The organism is Nocardioides sp., assembly GCF_047602075.1.
Taxonomy (GTDB): Bacteria; Actinomycetota; Actinomycetes; order Propionibacteriales; family Nocardioidaceae; genus Nocardioides.
Genome location: NZ_JASGIF010000001.1, coordinates 917026 through 932351 on the forward strand (window position 1 = coordinate 917026; position 15326 = coordinate 932351).

The following is a 15326-nucleotide window of genomic DNA, read 5'->3' on the forward strand; positions in this document are numbered from 1 at the left end:
TCTGTCGCCCACGCCACACCGTTGTGGCATGCGAGGACAACCTACTCGCTTGGCGCTAGTCCCCGTCGATCGGGAACCTGAGCTCCTTCTGGCGCTCGACGGCGGCGCCGACGAGACCCTTGAAGAGCGGGTGGGGGCGGGTGGGGCGGGAGCGGAGCTCGGGGTGGGCCTGGGTGGCGACGTAGTAGGGGTGCACGTCGCGCGGCAGCTCGATGAACTCCACCAGGTCGAGGTCGGGGTTGGTGCCGGAGAACACCAGCCCGGCGGACTCCAGCTGCTCACGGTAGTCGTTGTTGACCTCGTAGCGGTGGCGGTGCCGCTCCTCGACCGAGCCGGCGCCGTACTGCTCGCGCACCAGCGAGCCCGGAGCCAGGTCGGCCGGATAGAGCCCGAGCCGCATGGTGCCGCCCAGGTCGCCGGCACCGTCGACGAAGAACCTCTGCTCCTCCATGGTGGCGATGACCGGCTCGGGGCAGTCGGGGTCGAACTCGGTGGAGGCGGCCTTCTCCAGACCGGCGACGCTGCGGGCGAACTCGATCACCATGCACTGCAGGCCGAGGCAGAGGCCCAGGGTCGGGATGCCGTGCGTGCGGGCGTAGGTAAGCGCGCCCAGCTTGCCCTCGATGCCGCGGATCCCGAACCCGCCCGGCACGCAGATGGCGTCGACGTCCTCGAGGTTGCGGCGGGCGCCGGCGGGCGTCTCGCACTCGTCGGACTGGATCCAACGCACGTGCACCTTCGCCTCGTGGGCGAAGCCGCCGGCGCGGAGCGCTTCGACGACGGAAAGGTAGGCGTCGGGTAGGTCGATGTACTTCCCGACCAGGGCGACGGTCACCTCCTCCTTGGGGTGGTGGACCCGGCGGAGCAGGTCGTCCCAGACCGTCCAGTCGACGTCTCGGAAGGGCAGGTCGAGGCGGCGTACGACGTAGGCGTCCAAGCCCTCGCGGTGGACGACCTTGGGGATGTCGTAGATCGAGGGAGCGTCGGCGGCGGTGATGACCGCCTCTTCGTCGACGTCGCACATCAGCGAGATCTTGCGCTTGATGCCCTGCGGGATCTCCCGGTCGGCGCGGCAGACGATGGCGTCGGGCTGGATGCCGATCGAGCGCAGTGCAGCGACGGAGTGCTGGGTCGGCTTGGTCTTCAGCTCCCCCGACGGGCCGATGTAGGGCACCAGGCTGACGTGCAGGAAGAAGCAGTTGTCCCGGCCGATGTCGTGGCGGACCTGGCGGGCAGCCTCCAGGAACGGCAGCGACTCGATGTCGCCGACGGTGCCGCCGATCTCGGTGATGACCACGTCGGCCGGCTCGCCCTCGCCGGCAGTGGCCATGGCGCGGATGCGTTCCTTGATCTCGTTGGTGATGTGCGGGATGACCTGCACGGTGTCACCGAGATAGTCGCCTCGGCGCTCCTTGGCGATCACCGAGGAGTAGACCTGCCCGGTCGTGACGTTGGCGACCTGGTTGAGATCGGTGTCGAGGAACCGCTCGTAGTGGCCGATGTCGAGGTCGGTCTCCGCGCCGTCGTTGGTCACGAAGACCTCGCCGTGTTGGAACGGGTTCATCGTCCCGGGGTCGACGTTGAGATAGGGGTCCAGCTTCTGCATGGTGACCCGGAGACCACGTGACTTCAGCAGGTTGCCGAGGCTTGATGCCGTCAGGCCTTTGCCGAGTGAGGAGGCGACTCCCCCCGTGACGAACACGTGCTTGGTGGGGGTCGCTACCTTCACGGGTTTCTAGCCTACCGCAGGCCAACCGCGCCGTCGGCGCCCGCCGCACCGAACGAGCCACCTTTGCTGGCGGGCCACTGGGTCAGCGTCAGCACGGTGGTGACCTGACCGGCGGCTCCGTCTGCTCCGTCGACGGTGGCGACCTGCTCGGCCGCGGGGTCCTCCCGCAATCTCTCCAACGTGCCGGTGTCTCCTCCGCTCGCGACCACCACGCCGGCCGCGTGGCTGGCCAGCCCGGTGACCAGCCCTGCGTAGATCGGGTCGGCGTCGGTGCCGGAGTCGTCGCCGAGCAACAGCACGACGTACGACGCGCGCCCGGCCGCCTTGCCCGTCGAGGTGACCAGACCCGCGCCGTCCAGGCTGCTCAAGATCGTGGTCGAGCGGTCGCCCAGCTCCGGGCTGCCGGTGGTCTCGGTGGTGGCGACCGCCGTGCCCAAGAGCTCACCGAGCCGGTCGTAGGTCGCGGCGTCACCCGACACCGTGCCGTCCGGGAGCTGGGTCATCAACTGGCTGCCCAGCGTGTCGACCAGGGTCTTCTCGCCGGGGTCGACCAGGTTGGCCTGGACCGCATAGCTGCCGGTCACCTTCCCACCCGCGGCGGCGACCTGCTTGGCGAGGGCGTTGCGGATGGTGTCGGACGCGCCGGGGAAGGAGACCAACACGACACCTCGCTTGGCCAGGCCGTCGGCGTAGAGGCGGGTCGCGCCCTGCTCGGCGAACGCGTCGGCGAAGGCCTCGGCGCGGGCGGCGTCCTTGGTGTCCGCTGACGACGGCGAGGCGGCGGAGTCGCCCCGGCCCAGGGCCGAGAGCGGCCCGCCGCCGAGGACGACGCCGGCGGCCAGGGAGAGCAGCACGGCGACCAGGGAGACGATGTGGTAGCGGAAGGAGATCACGAGAACAGTCCTTGGATGTCGTCGAGGAGGCTGCCGAAGAGCGGCTCGGCGTCGTGCACCCACTGTTGGCCCACCGGCGTAGTGGCGACGGCGACGGCCAGCGCGAGGAGCCCGGCGAGCAGCACGACCACCAGGTGCCAGGCTCGGACTCGCCCGGAGTAGAGCACCGGCACCGCGCGGGCGTCGACGAGCTTCTCCCCCACCGCGAGGCGGGTCAGATAGGTGCTGGCCAGCCCGGGATGCCGGCGGTCGAGCAGCTCCTCGACGGTGGCGGGCAGGCCGACACCGACGATGACAGAGGCGCCGCCGTGGTGGGCGAGCAGCAGGGCCAGGTCCTCCGGGGCAGCTCCGGTCTGGCAGAAGACCGGGCGGAGTCCGCGCCGCTCGAAGGGCTCTGCGGCACCTCCAGACCCGGGGTCCACGCGGACCACCACGTCCTTGGCTGCCTTGAGCAGTTTGTCGGCGGGCTGCTCGGCGTCGGCGGCGCGGGCATCGACGACGACCACGTCGGCCTCAAGCTTGGCGGCGGTCACCGCCTCCACGCCGCGGTGCACGGCGATCAGCACGGCATCGTTCTCCCGCACGAAGCGGGCGACCCGGGCCAGCTCGTCGTCGTGGTCGAGGGATCGGGTGACCACCACCACCGGCCGCCCGGAGAGACGAGTGCGGAGCGCGGGCAGACCCTCGCCCTCCAGGAGGAGCGCCTCCTCGCGGCGCACGAACTCCAGGCTGTTGCGAGTGAAGCTGTCGAGTTGGGCGGCCATGCCGGTGCGGGCCTCGGCCATGTCGTCGCGCACTGCTTCGGCGTCCACCTGGCGACCGGTCGCGACCAGCTGCTCGTCCAGGTAGAGCTCGCCGTCGTAGAGCCGCACCGCTGCGCCGTCACGCACCGCGCTGAGCGCCTCGCTGCCCACCCGATCGACCACGGGCAGACCGGCGTCGACCAACACCTCGGGCCCCAGGTTGGGATAGCGACCCGACGTCATCGGTGCTGCGTTGACCACGGCTGCCGCGCCGGCCTCGACCAGAGCCTGGGCGGTGACCCGGTCGAGGTCGATGTGGTCGAGCACGGCGATGTCACCTGGCCGCAGCCGGGAGATCAGCGAGGAGGTGCGCCGGTCCACCCGCGCGGGTGCGCTGAGCCCGGGAGCGTCGGAGGGAGTGCGTGAGCGAACGGGGAATCTCATGGCGGTGCCATGGTTTCACCGCAGGGTGGCCGGTCAGCGGATCTGCGACGGCTCCGCGCGTCGGCCGGTGGGCCTCCGGTCAGGCGCCGCTGCGGGCCCCGTCGAGCAGCTCCTGCGCATGCTGCAGCGCGGCCTCCGACTCCTCGACACCGGCCAGCATCCGGGACAGCTCTCGGACCCGCGCCTCGTCGTCTAGGACGGTCAGCCCGGAGGTGGTGACGCTGCCGTCGCTGGCCTTCTCGACGACCACGTGGCGATCGGCTGCCGCCGCCACCTGGGGCAGGTGGGTGACCACCAGGACCTGGGCGCTCCGGGCGAGCTGCGCGAGGCGGCGGCCGACCTCGATCGCAGCTCGGCCGCCGACCCCGGCATCGACCTCGTCGAAGACGAAGACCGGCACCGGGTTGGTCGCAGCCAACGAAACCTCCAGGGCCAGCATCACCCGGGACAGCTCACCGCCCGAGGCACCCTTGGCCAGCGGGCGGGGCTCGGCGCCGACGTTGGTCGCAAGGAGGAACTCCACCTCGTCGACGCCGTGCGGCCCGAACCGTTGATCGGGCCCCTCGCTGTCGTGTCGTCGCACGGCGATCTCCAACCGGGCCGACGGCATCGCGAGCAGGGCGAGCTCCCCGGTCACCTCCTCGGCCAGCACCGCGGCGGCCCGGGTCCGGCTCGCCGAGAGTACGCCGGCCGCCTCACCCAGCTTCGCGCGCAACTCGGCGCGCTCGCCCTCGAGGTCGGCGATGGTGGTGTCGGTGGAGTCGAGTTCCAGCAGCCGGCGGCTGCCCGACTCCGCCCAGCCGAGAACCTCGGCCACGGTCTGGCCGTACTTCCTGGTCAGTGCGGTGAGCGCGGCGCGTCGTTCGGAGACCGCCGCCAGCCGGATCGGGTCGGACTCGATGCCACTGGCGTAGGACGCCACGTCGGTCGCCAGATCGGAGAGCAGATAGCTGAGCTCGGCGAGTCGGTCGGCGAGGCCGGCGGCCTCGGTGTCGTGCTCTCGGACACCGTCCAGCGCGGATCGGGCAGCGGCGACCGCGCTCAGCGCGTCGGCGACGCCCTCGTCGCTCGACAGGGCGTCCCTGGCCTGGGTCGCCGCTGCCCGCAAGGTGTCGGCGAAGCCGAGCCGGGACTCTTCAGCGGCCAGCTCGTCGTCCTCGCCGGCGCGTGGCTCGACGGTCTCGATCTCGGCCAGCCCGAAGCGGAGCAGGTCGGCCTCCTGGGCCCGCTCGCGCGCGCTGGCGACCATCTCGGCGAGCTTCCGCTCGACGGACTGGAGTCGCGCATAGAGCTCCTCGTAGTCACCCAACAGCGCACCGTGCTCGGGGCCGGCGAAACTGTCGAGCGCCACGCGTTGCGCCTGAGCGCGCAGCAAGCGGTGCTGGTCGGACTGCCCGTGCACCGCCACCCACGGCTCGGTGACCTCGGCCAGCGTCGCCACCGGGACACTCGCCCCTCCGACGAACGCACGGGAGCGGCCCTCGGCGGAGATGTTGCGGGCCACCACCACCCGGTCGTCCTCGACCACGCCGCCGACTGCCTCGACCGCCTCGGCCAGCTCCTGGACGGCGCTGGCGTCCAGCACCCCCTCCACGCGGGCCGATCGGGCGCCGGTGCGCACGGCACCGGAGTCTGCTCGGGCGCCCAGCAGCAGCCCCAGCGCGGTGACCACCATGGTCTTGCCTGCTCCGGTCTCACCGGTGACGACGGTCAGCCCCGGTCCGAGCTCGAGCACCGAGGCCTCGATGACACCGAGGGAGGAGATCCGGAGCTCCTCAAGCATCGCTGTCCCCCGCGGCACGGCGTCGACGCTCCGCGGCGCCTCGCCAGCCGTCCACCGGCAGGTCGAACTTCTTCACCAGCCGGTCGGTGAACGGCGCCTCTTGCAGCCGCACCAGCCGAACCGGGGCGTCGCCGCGACGCGCCTCGACCCGCGCACCGGGAGGCAGGTCCACGGTCCGTCGACCGTCACACCACACCACGCCGGAGCCGTCGGCTCCGTCCACCAGCTCGATCACGACCAACGAGTCCGGACCGACCACCATCGGTCGGGCGAAGAGGGCGTGGGCGCTGATCGGCACCACCAGCAGTGCGTCGACACCGGGCCACACGATCGGGCCACCGGCGGAGAAGCTGTAGGCGGTCGACCCGGTCGGAGTCGCGCAGACGACGCCGTCGCATCCCCAGCGCGACACGGGGTGACCGTCGATGCCGACGATGACCTCGAGCATCCGCTGCCGCGCGGACTTCTCGACGCTCGCCTCGTTGAGAGCGAACGTCTGCGCCACGACTGTCTTGTCCTGCAGAACGGTGACGTCCAGGGTCAGCCGGTCCTCGGTGAAGTAGCGCCCCGACACGACGGCGTCGACGATCCGGTCGGCGTCCTCGTGCTCCACCTCGGCGAGGAAGCCGACGTGTCCCAGATTGACCCCGAGAAGCGGTGTCCCGCAGCCGCGGGTGAGCTCGACCGCGCGCAGCAGGGTGCCGTCGCCGCCGAGGACGACCGCCAGCTCACAGTCGGCGGCGGCGTCCTCATCGCCGTCGGCGATGTCGAGTGGCGGACTGAACGCGACCGGGTCGATGCCGAGCTCGGCCGCGTCCTCGTCGACCAGTCGGACGACCAGGCCGTGCTCGGTCAGCCTCGCGCAGAAGTCACGGGCCACCGCGCGCGCGTCCGGCCGGCGCGAGTTTGCCACCAGCAAGACGCGGCGCACCTGGGTCGCGCGGGCGTCGGTCACGAGTCCACCTTCTCACCCGGCACCGTCGGCGTCGTGGAGCGTGCCACCTCGTCACGGATATCGAGGTCGTCGACGGTTCGCGGCCCCCGACGGAGCCAGACGAAGAACTCGACATTGCCCGACGGGCCGGGCAAGGGGCTGGTGGTGACCTGCCGCGCCCCCCACCCTCGCTGCGCGGCGGCCTCGACCACCCCGATCACCGCGTCTGCCCGATCGGTGAGGTCGCGGACCACGCCACCCTTGCCCAGGCGCTCGCGGCCCACCTCGAACTGTGGCTTGACCATCACCACCAGGTCGCCGTCCGGCTCGGTGACACCGATCAACGGGTCCAGCACGAGGGCCAACGAGATGAAGGACAAGTCACCCACCACCAGCTCGACCGGTCCACCGATCAGATCCGGCGTCAGCTGCCGGACGTTGGTGCGGTCGAGCACTCGCACCCGGTCGTCTTGCCGGAGCCGCCAGACGAGCTGGCCGTAGCCGACGTCGACCGCCACCACCTCGGCCGCTCCGTGCCGGAGCAGGACGTCGGTGAAGCCACCGGTAGAGGCGCCCGCGTCGAGACAACGGCGCCCGCTCACGAGCAGGCCGTTGGGCTCGAACGCTGCCAGCGCGCCGGCCAGCTTGTGGCCACCACGGGAGGCGTAGTCGGGGCGATCGGGGTCGGTCCGCACCACGATCGCGACATCGGTGGTCACCGCCGTCGCGGGCTTGCGTGCGACCATGCCGCCCACCCGCACGTTCTCGCCCCGGATCAGCTCCGCTGCGTGCTCACGCGACCGGGCCAGGCCCCGGCGCACCAACTCGGCATCCAGCCGCAGACGGCGCGGGGGCACGCTAGTTGTCCGGCGCCTCGAGCGCCTCGCGGAGCGCCTCGTGGGCCCTCTCGAAGACCGCGAGGTGCTCGGCCACGGGCAGGTCGTCCAACCCGGCCAGGTCGTCGAGGACCCCGTCCACGCGGGGGCTGCCGGTGCGCAGTTCGGGCTGATCAAATCCCTCGGACTGATCGAACTCGGCCGATGTGTCGACCTCGTGCTCACCCTCATCCATGGTTGTCACCCTAACCTCGGTCGGTGGGCTCGAGCGGTGTCACGCCGTCGATGTCCACCGCGGCGCCGGTCCGGTCCAGGTGCTGCCAGGCTGCCGAGGCGACCACCCGCCACCAGTCATCGGGGCCACCCTCGCCGGTGACGCCCAGACGCCCGTCGCTCACCACGGCCTGCCAACCACCAGAGCTCCACCGGCTGCCGGAGCCGTCCAGCGCCTCCTCCTCGACCACCGGCTGCGGCTTGAGCAGGCCGGTGAGCTCGGTGGCGACGTACGTCGGGCGCTGGTGAGGCGGCGCCGTGACCACCTCGGGGAGTTGGCTCACCCCGGTCATCACCAGCAGGGAGTCCAGGCCGGCGTGGTAGGCACCTTCGATGTCGGTGTCCAGCCGGTCGCCGACCATCAGCGGTCGGCGACCGCCGACCCGCCGGAGCGTCTCGTCGAACAGCGGCCGGGCCGGCTTGCCGGCCACCTCGGGCTCGACGCCGGAGAACTGGGAGAGCATCCGCACCATCACGCCATGGCCCGGGGCGGTGCCGAACGACGTCGGCAGGGTGAGGTCGGTGTTGCTGGCGACCCACCAGACCCCGTCGCGGATGAGCACAGCGGCCCTCATCACGTCGCGCCAGACCACGTCCGGGCCATAGCCGGTGACCACGGCGGCCACCGACCCGTCGTCGGTCGTCTCCCGCACGGGAACCAGTGCCTCTTCGACCAGCGCTCGGGCCAGGCCCTCGGCGCCCAGCATCAGCACCCGGCTCTCGGGTGGGAGGCGGGCGGCGAGCAGTCGCGCCGCGGCCTGGGCGGAGGTGACGATGTCGTCCTCCCACACCTGCACGCCCATCCGGACCAGATTGCGGGCAACCGCGTCCGGCGGTCGGGAGGCGTTGTTGGTGATGAATGCGATCCGAGCGCCCGAGTCGCGGAGGGCCGCGATCGTCTCCGGTGCACCTGGGACGGGCTTGCCGCCGATGTAGACCACACCATCGAGGTCGAACATGGTCAGGTCGTACGCCTCACACGGCGGGACCGCAGAGCTCCCCAACACTGTTTCCCTCCTCCTCTAGCATGCACTCGATGGACGACGCCGTGGTGGTCCCGCCACCTCACCTGGGGAAACCGCTGCGCCTGCTGCCATTTCGAGGGCTGTCGCTCACCCCGCGTCGGGTCGGAGACCCTGCCGCAGTGGGCGCGCTCGCCCGACCCTATCGCGACGCGCCGGCCCGACTCGCGCTGTGGGAACGCACCGGCCGGGTGTGGCGAGATCGCGATCCGGCGATCTATCTGCACGAGTACTCCGTCGACGGGATGGTCGTGCGCGGGATCGTCGCCGCCCTCGACCTGACCCATCGCTCCGCCGACCCAGCCGACCGTGCGGTGCTGCCCCACGAGGGCGTGCATCCTGGTCAGGTCGACCAGTTGGCACGCCGGATGCGGCGGATGTCGCTCAACCCGGCGCCCATCCTGTTGGTCCACCGAGGCAGCGCCGAGGTGCGCGCCGCCCTGGACGAGCTGGCCAGCGGGCCGGCGCTGCGCAACTTCGCCGACCGGCGTGGTCATCGCCACCGGGTCTGGGCGCTGCGCGACCCCGACAGCCAGGAGGTGCTCTCCGGGGTGCTCGAGCGGGCCACGCCGGTGATCGCGGACGGACACCATCGCTACGCCGCCGCGCTTCGCCTGCAACAGGAACGACCGGGCACCGCCTGGGACCTGGGTCTGGCCATGCTGGTGGACCAGGACGACACGCCACTGTTCCTGGGCGCCATCCATCGCATCGTGCAGGGGCTGCGGCTCGACGCCCTCGAACGCGTGCCCGACGACGTCGCGGTCGTGCGCCGCTATGCCACCGACGGCGCTCTCCAAGAGCTCGGCTCGCACACGCTGGTCGCCACCGACGGTCAGGGCTGGGCCACCCTCCAGCTCAAGATCCCCGAAGGGCGGACGGCGGTCGACCTGCTGCACGAGTCGGTGCTACCAGCGATCGGGGTCGACCCGGCCGTGGTGACCTACCACCACCAGGTCGCCGACGCATTGCAGCGAGTGCGCCCCCGTCGCGACGTCGCCATCGTGATGCCGGCGCTCGACTTCGACCAGGTGCACCAGATCGTCGCCCACGATCGACTGCTGCCCGAGAAGGCCACCTCGTTCCAGCCCAAGCCGGCCCTCGGCGTGCTGATGCGTTCGCTGCGCGACGGGTGATGCCGCTCTACGGCTTCTTGGTTCCCTTGGCGTCGAGGTCCTTGAGCACCTGCTGGGACGCGAACCGGCCCGGAGCCCCGATCACGCAGCCACCGGGGTGGGTGCCGGACCCACACTGGTAGTAGCCGTCGATCGGGGTGCGGTAGTCGGAGTAGCCGGGTGCCGGCCGGAAGAAGTACATCTGCGGGGCGAGGAACTCGCCGGCGTAGATGTTGCCCTCGCTCAGCCCGGTGACCCGCTCGATGTCCAGCGGGGTGACGACCTCGCGGTGCACGACCAGGTCGTCGAAGCCGGGGAAGAACTCGGCGAGCGTGCGCTGCACGGTGTCGCCGAGGTTGTCCCGCTCGACGTCCCAGTCACCCGGGGTGCCGTCGGGCTTCTTCAGCTCGTAGGGCGTGTACATCGTGAAGCACGACATCACGTGCTTGCCGGCAGGCGCCATGTCGGGATCGATGAACGACTGCACGCAGCAGTCGAGGTAGGGGCGCTCGCTGTACCAGCCGTACTTCGCGGGGTCGAAGGCACGCTCGAGATACTCGATCGACGGGCCGATGTTGACGAAGCCCTGCCACTGGTCGGTGCGATCGGCCAGCGCGGGGAAGACCGGCGGGCCGTCGAGTGCGAAGTTCACCTTCGACGCGGTCCCTTGGAAGCGGAACCGACGAATGGTCTCCACCAATTCGGTGGGCAGCTCCGCGGGGTCGACCAACTCGGTGAACGTGCGCCGCGGGTCCAGGGAGCTGACCACCACCGGCGCGGTGAACTCGGTGCCGTCCTCGAGGGCCACACCGGTCGCCTTGCCGTTGGCCGTGACCACATGCGAGACCGGCGCCTCGAGCCGCACCTCCGCGCCGTAGGACTGGGCGGCCCGGGCAAGCACCTCGGTGAAGCCGCCGTTGCCGCCCTTGTGGAACGCCCACGCACCCACCGAGCCGTCGTGCTCACCCATCGCCATGAACAAGAACACCAGCCCCGAGCCCGGGGACATCGGACCGACCTTGGTGCCGATGATCCCCGACGAGGCCAGGTGTCCCTTGATGACGTCGCTCTCGAAGTAGTCGTCGAGGAAGTCGGCGATGCTGCCGAACAGCAGCCGCACCGTGTCGTGGACGACCTTCGGCGGAGCCGAGCCGAGGTGCTTGAGCAGCCAGGCGACCTGCTCGGCGTCCTCCTCGGTGCCGCCGAAGATGTTGGGCGCCATCGCGTCGAACATCGGCTTGACGTACTGCTGCACCCGCGACAGGTCGAACTCGAAGCGGTCCATCGCGTCGGCGTCGGCCTTGGAGTGGCGGCGATACTCCGAGATGTTGTGCTCCCGGTCCCCACCCACGAGCAGGTAGTCGCCGTTCTCCATCGGCGCGAAGGTGGAGTTCATCAACAGCGGCATGAAGCCGTGCTTGACCAGGTTGAGCTCCTGGACCACCTCGGGCCGGATCAGGCTCAGGCCGTAGGAGAAGGTCGTGAACGAGAAGCCCGGGTGCAGCTCCTCGGTGATCGCGGCGCCGCCGACGATCGGCCGGCGCTCCAACACCAGCGTGCGGAGCCCGGACTTGGCGAGGTACGCCGCGTTGGTGAGGCCGTTGTGACCCCCACCGACGACGATCGCGTCGTAGTTGTTGGACGAGGGCTTCTTCGCCATGTCAGGACAGCTTCCGCTCGGGGTTGAAGAAGGGCAGGGTGGTGATCTCGGCCGGGACCGTGTAGTACTCGTGGTCGACGGTCTGCTCGACCTGGACGGTGCCGCCGACGGCGGCCAGCTCCGGCTTGATCCGGGCGATGCCGATGTAGCGCTGCATCATCGGGGAGTACATCAGGCTGGTGGCGTAGCCGACGCGCTCACCCGCGTCGTCGTACAGCATCGTCTCCCAGCCCACCGGGATCTCGTCCATCTCCGGGATCAGCCCGTGCGCTTCGTAGAGATCGCGGTAGGCGCGCCAGTCCACGACGATGCCGCGGGTGGTCCAGCGCGAGGTCTTGTCGGCCAGCTCGCGGCGGATGGCGTCACGTCCCACGAAGGGGCGGGTGTCGTCATCGATGCCGCGCAGCAGCCAGCCGAGGCCGAGCTCGGTCGGAGTGAATCGCTCGGCCGCGTTGTAGGCGTAGCGAGCCGAGGTGAACTCCGTGCCGATCAGGGGCAGGCCGGCCTCGATGCGCGCCATGTTGAGCGCCTCCTCGCCGAACGGCCGCAGGCCGTGCGGCTGACCCGCCTCGAGGATCGCGTCGAGGACAGGCAGCGCGTCGTCGGCACCGACCATCACCTCGAAGCCGAGATCGCCGGTGAAGCCGGTGCGGCTGATCGTCACCGGGTGACCGGCCACCTTGGCGGGGGTGAACCCGAAGTAGGACAGCTCGGCGATCTCGGGCGCGAGCGGCTCGAGGATCGCGCGCGAGCGTGGGCCCTGCACCGCGAGGGTCGCGTAGTCCTCGGAGACGTCGACGATCTCGACCCGCTTGCCGATCGCCTGCGACTGCAGGAAGGAGAGGTTGGGCTCGGCGGCGGTGAGCATGAACTCGTCGGCCGCGTGCCGGAAGAGCACGCCGTCCTCGAGGACGTAGCCCTCGTCGTCGCACCACACGGTGTACTGCGCGCGACCGGGCCGCACCGTGCGCACATCCCTGGCCATCACACCGGCGAGATAACGCTCGGCGTCCGCGCCACGGATCCAGAACTTGTAGAGCGGCGAGGCGTCGAAGAACGCTGCGGCGTTGCGGATCCCGAAGTATTCGAACTTCGAGGAGAAGTCATAGCGGACCGCCGAGAGGTAGCCCGACCAGTGCGACCAGAGTCCGGTGTCGTTGAGCTCGACCAGACGCGGGTGGAAGGGCGTGGTCTTCATCCTCATGCGGGTGCCTCGCTTCGGTGCGGTGGGTCCACCCACCCTAGAGAATTGTTGGACGGTTGCGCAATAGCGGGCTAGGGTGCGTCTCATGGCGCGGATGAGCCCAGCCGAGCGGCGCGAGGCGATCGTCGCCGCCACGCTCGCGGTGATGCAGCGCCGTGGCATCGCGGCCACGACGGTCCGTGATGTGGCCGCGGAGCTCGGCACCTCGAGCGGGCTGATCCACCACTACTACTCCTCGATGGACGAGTTGCTCGCCGAGGCGTTCGAGCGGATCGCCCGCGCGGACCTCCAGGAGACCGTGGCGGCAGTAGCCGCCGGAGACTCACCGCTCGAGAGGCTGCGGCTCTTCTTCGACACCTATGCCCGCGCCGACACCGACGCCGGCATGCAGATCTGGCTGGATGCCTGGGCCGAGGCGGCTCGTCGACCGGCAGTGCAACGCACCTCCCGGCGCCTCAACGAGGAGTGGCAGGCGTTGTTGGCCGAGGTCATCGCCGACGGCTGCGCCAACGGCGTGATGACCACCGACGACCCTGACGCCGCCGCCTGGCGGGTGCTGTCGTTGCTGGACGGACTGAGCCTCCAGGTGGTCGCCCACGGCGACGTGCTCAGTGACGAGCAGGCCGACGCCTGGTCGCGAGAGGCCACCGAGCGCGAGCTGGGCCTCTCCCCCGGCACGGTGCTCCCCCAACGTGTGCTCCCCCATCGTGTGCTCCCCCATCGCGTGCTCACCCGCTCTGCCGCCGAATGACCTTCAGGCCACTCACCTCGACCTCGACCCGCGACGCCACGGAGCCGACGCCGCCTCGGAAGAACCGCCTGCGCAGCGCTCCGCGCACCTCCACCTCGTCGCCTGCCCGTAAGGTCGCGACCGAGCGCCGGGGACGGCCGGACCAGACGGCACACTCCAGCGCGTCCACGCTCGCGCGTGGTCGGCGCCGCTCGGCCGGGCGCTGCACCACCACCCGGAAGGTCCACAGCGAGTCGCCGCTGGGCAGCGTCCGCTCCTCGGGAGCAGCCGAGACCCGACCCACCAGGCGCACCTCGTTGACCGCCTCCACCGCATCCGCCAGCGCTACGTCGCTGGCCTCGCCTCGTCTGGTCACGACCTCACCTCCGAGGACCACCGTCGCCGAGACAGCAGCCCCGAGCACGCTGCGTAGCTCACGCCTGTGGAGACTGCCTCGTGTTGGTGGTCTGTGGACGCCTCGCGGGCCGCACGCGCGCGGCGGTGAACCGTGTCGACGGAATGGCCAGCAGTCTGGTCAGTAGCCAGAACGGCGCAGCACCTTCAGGCCATTGAGTCACTACGGTTCCCGAGGCCGAGCGGAAGTAGCTCTCGCCGGTGGCGAACGAGGAGCGGGCGAGACGCTTGCTGAGCCAGCGGTTGAAGACGCGGAAGTACGTGTGCTTGACCTCCGCGACGTCGCTTCCGCTTCGCTGCATGCGGACCAGGATCCGTGCGACGAAGTCGGCTTGCCGCTCCAGATTGAAGACGATGGCGTAGTAGTTGGAGTTCGGGCCGAGCAGCATGAAGAAGTTGGGGAATCCGGGGTAGTTCACGCCCAGGAACGCTTGCGGGTCGGCACCCCACACCCCGTGGAGGTCGGCGCCATTGCTGCCGGTCACGTCGATCCCGAAGATGTACTCAGCAGGGCGGAAGCCCGTCGCGGTGACGACGATGTCGACGGGGTGCTTCTCGCCGGCGCTGTCGATGAGCCCGTCTTCGTAGAACCGCTCGACCGCGCGCGGAACCAGCTTCACGTTGTCACGCTGCAGGGCTGGGAGGTACTCCGCGCTTCGCACCGGACGCTTGGCCATGTAAGGCCCGTCGGGCGTCATCAGGCGAAGGAGGGCGGGATCCTTGATCTGCCGCTTCATATGGGCGAAGCAGCGAGCGGTGGCCCGCCGATCGACGCGCGAGCCGGGCACGGCGACGCGCCCGCCCAACCAGTTGCGTTCATTGGCCAGGTAGACCTTGTACCGCTCACGGTGGTATCCCCACCACGTCGAGTAACGACGGCGCTCTTCTCGGGTGAAGGTGTGCTCGTCCTTCTCGTCCACCCAGACGGGTTGCCGCATGAAGACGGTCAGACTGGCAGCATCGGGAGCCATCGCGGGAACCACCTGAGCCGAGGAAGAGCCGGTGCCGACGACCGCGACGCGCTTGCCGGACCAGTCGACAGCAGGATCCCACCGAGCGGTGTGCAACACCGTTCCGCGGAACTCGTCCTTCCCCTCCCAGCCAGGGAACGCGGGGACGTTCAAGATGCCGACGGCCGACACCACGACGTTGAACGTCCACTCGCAACCGTTCGCATCGACGACCCGGTGCGTCCTGGATCGATCGTCCCAATGCACACCGGTGATCTCGGTGTTGAGCTCGAGGTGTTCGTCGAGCCCCCACTCCTTCACGGTCGTCTTGAGGTACTCAAGCAGCTCCGCCTGGGTGGCGAACCTGCGTGGCCAGTCGTAGCGCCGAAAGGAGAAGGAGTACATGTGAGAAGGAGTGTCGACGGCGGCCCCGGGATAGGTGTTGTGCAGCCACGTTCCGCCGATATCGCCCCACGAGTCGAAGATCGTGAAGTTCGTGATGCCGGCCTTGACCAGACGTACACCCATGGCGATGCCGCCGAAGCCAGCACCGATGATCGCGACGGACAACCCGCCGCCTGTCGTGTCTGTCATCT

14 protein-coding genes are annotated in these 15326 nt (G+C 70.1%); 2 read left to right on the plus strand and 12 right to left on the minus strand.

Annotation, left to right across the window (positions count from 1 at the left end):
• Window positions 1–55 precede the first annotated feature (55 nt).
• The 8 genes from QM714_RS04755 to QM714_RS04790 all read right to left on the minus strand — a co-directional run bounded on the left by QM714_RS04755 (window position 56) and on the right by QM714_RS04790 (window position 8642).
• Window positions 56–1729: a CTP synthase gene (locus tag QM714_RS04755; RefSeq protein WP_415098088.1), complete on the minus strand. Its 1674-nt coding sequence runs from the start codon at window positions 1727–1729 to the stop codon at window positions 56–58.
• A gap of 11 nt (window positions 1730–1740) precedes the next feature.
• Window positions 1741–2622, minus strand: coding sequence for a copper transporter (locus QM714_RS04760; protein WP_415098090.1), 882 nt, complete (start codon window positions 2620–2622; stop codon window positions 1741–1743).
• Window positions 2619–3809 (minus strand): putative cytokinetic ring protein SteA, encoded by a 1191-nt coding sequence (steA, locus tag QM714_RS04765; protein WP_415098092.1) that lies wholly within the window; start codon window positions 3807–3809, stop codon window positions 2619–2621. The genes QM714_RS04760 and steA overlap by 4 nt, the downstream gene beginning before the upstream one ends.
• Before the next feature lie 79 nt (window positions 3810–3888).
• Entirely contained in the window at window positions 3889–5592 is a 1704-nt protein-coding gene (recN, locus tag QM714_RS04770) for a DNA repair protein RecN (protein ID WP_415098094.1), read from the minus strand.
• The gene (locus QM714_RS04775; protein ID WP_415098096.1) at window positions 5585–6547 is read right to left on the minus strand and encodes an NAD kinase; all 963 of its coding nucleotides are present in this window, start codon (window positions 6545–6547) and stop codon (window positions 5585–5587) included. Before QM714_RS04775 ends, recN begins: the two co-directional genes overlap by 8 nt.
• Window positions 6544–7383, minus strand: coding sequence for a TlyA family RNA methyltransferase (locus QM714_RS04780; RefSeq protein WP_415098098.1), 840 nt, complete (start codon window positions 7381–7383; stop codon window positions 6544–6546). The genes QM714_RS04775 and QM714_RS04780 overlap by 4 nt, the downstream gene beginning before the upstream one ends.
• A gap of 1 nt (window position 7384) precedes the next feature.
• Window positions 7385–7597 (minus strand): hypothetical protein, encoded by a 213-nt coding sequence (locus QM714_RS04785; RefSeq protein ID WP_415098100.1) that lies wholly within the window; start codon window positions 7595–7597, stop codon window positions 7385–7387.
• A gap of 10 nt (window positions 7598–7607) precedes the next feature.
• On the minus strand, window positions 7608–8642 hold the full coding sequence (locus QM714_RS04790; RefSeq protein WP_415098102.1) for an HAD-IIA family hydrolase: 1035 nt from the start codon (window positions 8640–8642) through the stop codon (window positions 7608–7610).
• A gap of 29 nt (window positions 8643–8671) precedes the next feature.
• Here QM714_RS04790 and QM714_RS04795 point away from each other — a divergent pair, with 29 nt between their 5' ends.
• Entirely contained in the window at window positions 8672–9793 is a 1122-nt protein-coding gene (locus QM714_RS04795; RefSeq protein WP_415098104.1) for a DUF1015 family protein, read from the plus strand.
• Between the two features lie 7 nt (window positions 9794–9800).
• Here QM714_RS04795 and QM714_RS04800 read toward each other — a convergent pair whose 3' ends face one another.
• Both QM714_RS04800 and QM714_RS04805 read right to left on the minus strand, forming a co-directional pair.
• The gene (locus tag QM714_RS04800) at window positions 9801–11432 is read right to left on the minus strand and encodes a phytoene desaturase family protein (RefSeq protein WP_415098106.1); all 1632 of its coding nucleotides are present in this window, start codon (window positions 11430–11432) and stop codon (window positions 9801–9803) included.
• 1 nt (window position 11433) lies between these two features.
• Window positions 11434–12630, minus strand: a complete 1197-nt coding sequence (locus QM714_RS04805) for an aminomethyltransferase family protein (RefSeq protein WP_415098108.1) — start codon at window positions 12628–12630, stop codon at window positions 11434–11436.
• Between the two features lie 100 nt (window positions 12631–12730).
• Between QM714_RS04805 and QM714_RS04810 the strand changes: the two genes are divergently transcribed.
• On the plus strand, window positions 12731–13387 hold the full coding sequence (locus QM714_RS04810; RefSeq protein WP_415098110.1) for a TetR/AcrR family transcriptional regulator: 657 nt from the start codon (window positions 12731–12733) through the stop codon (window positions 13385–13387).
• Here QM714_RS04810 and QM714_RS04815 read toward each other — a convergent pair.
• Together QM714_RS04815 and QM714_RS04820 are read right to left on the minus strand one after the other, a co-directional pair.
• Window positions 13365–13742 (minus strand): single-stranded DNA-binding protein, encoded by a 378-nt coding sequence (locus QM714_RS04815; protein ID WP_415098112.1) that lies wholly within the window; start codon window positions 13740–13742, stop codon window positions 13365–13367. The two genes, QM714_RS04810 and QM714_RS04815, sit on opposite strands and share 23 nt — an antisense overlap.
• A gap of 58 nt (window positions 13743–13800) precedes the next feature.
• A complete protein-coding gene (locus QM714_RS04820; RefSeq protein ID WP_415098114.1) occupies window positions 13801–15324 on the minus strand; it encodes a flavin-containing monooxygenase in 1524 nt (507 codons plus the stop codon).
• Between the last annotated feature and the right edge of the window lie 2 nt (window positions 15325–15326).

Coding starts and splice junctions, on each gene's coding strand:
- steA (WP_415098092.1), bottom strand. CDS start 3,809: ATGAGATTCCCCGTTCGCTCACGCACTCCCTCCGACGCTCCCGGGCTC.
- QM714_RS04795 (WP_415098104.1), top strand. CDS start 8,672: ATGGACGACGCCGTGGTGGTCCCGCCACCTCACCTGGGGAAACCGCTG.
- QM714_RS04785 (WP_415098100.1), bottom strand. CDS start 7,597: ATGGATGAGGGTGAGCACGAGGTCGACACATCGGCCGAGTTCGATCAG.
- QM714_RS04820 (WP_415098114.1), bottom strand. CDS start 15,324: ATGACAGACACGACAGGCGGCGGGTTGTCCGTCGCGATCATCGGTGCT.
- recN (WP_415098094.1), bottom strand. CDS start 5,592: ATGCTTGAGGAGCTCCGGATCTCCTCCCTCGGTGTCATCGAGGCCTCG.
- QM714_RS04805 (WP_415098108.1), bottom strand. CDS start 12,630: ATGAAGACCACGCCCTTCCACCCGCGTCTGGTCGAGCTCAACGACACC.
- QM714_RS04800 (WP_415098106.1), bottom strand. CDS start 11,432: ATGGCGAAGAAGCCCTCGTCCAACAACTACGACGCGATCGTCGTCGGT.
- QM714_RS04810 (WP_415098110.1), top strand. CDS start 12,731: ATGAGCCCAGCCGAGCGGCGCGAGGCGATCGTCGCCGCCACGCTCGCG.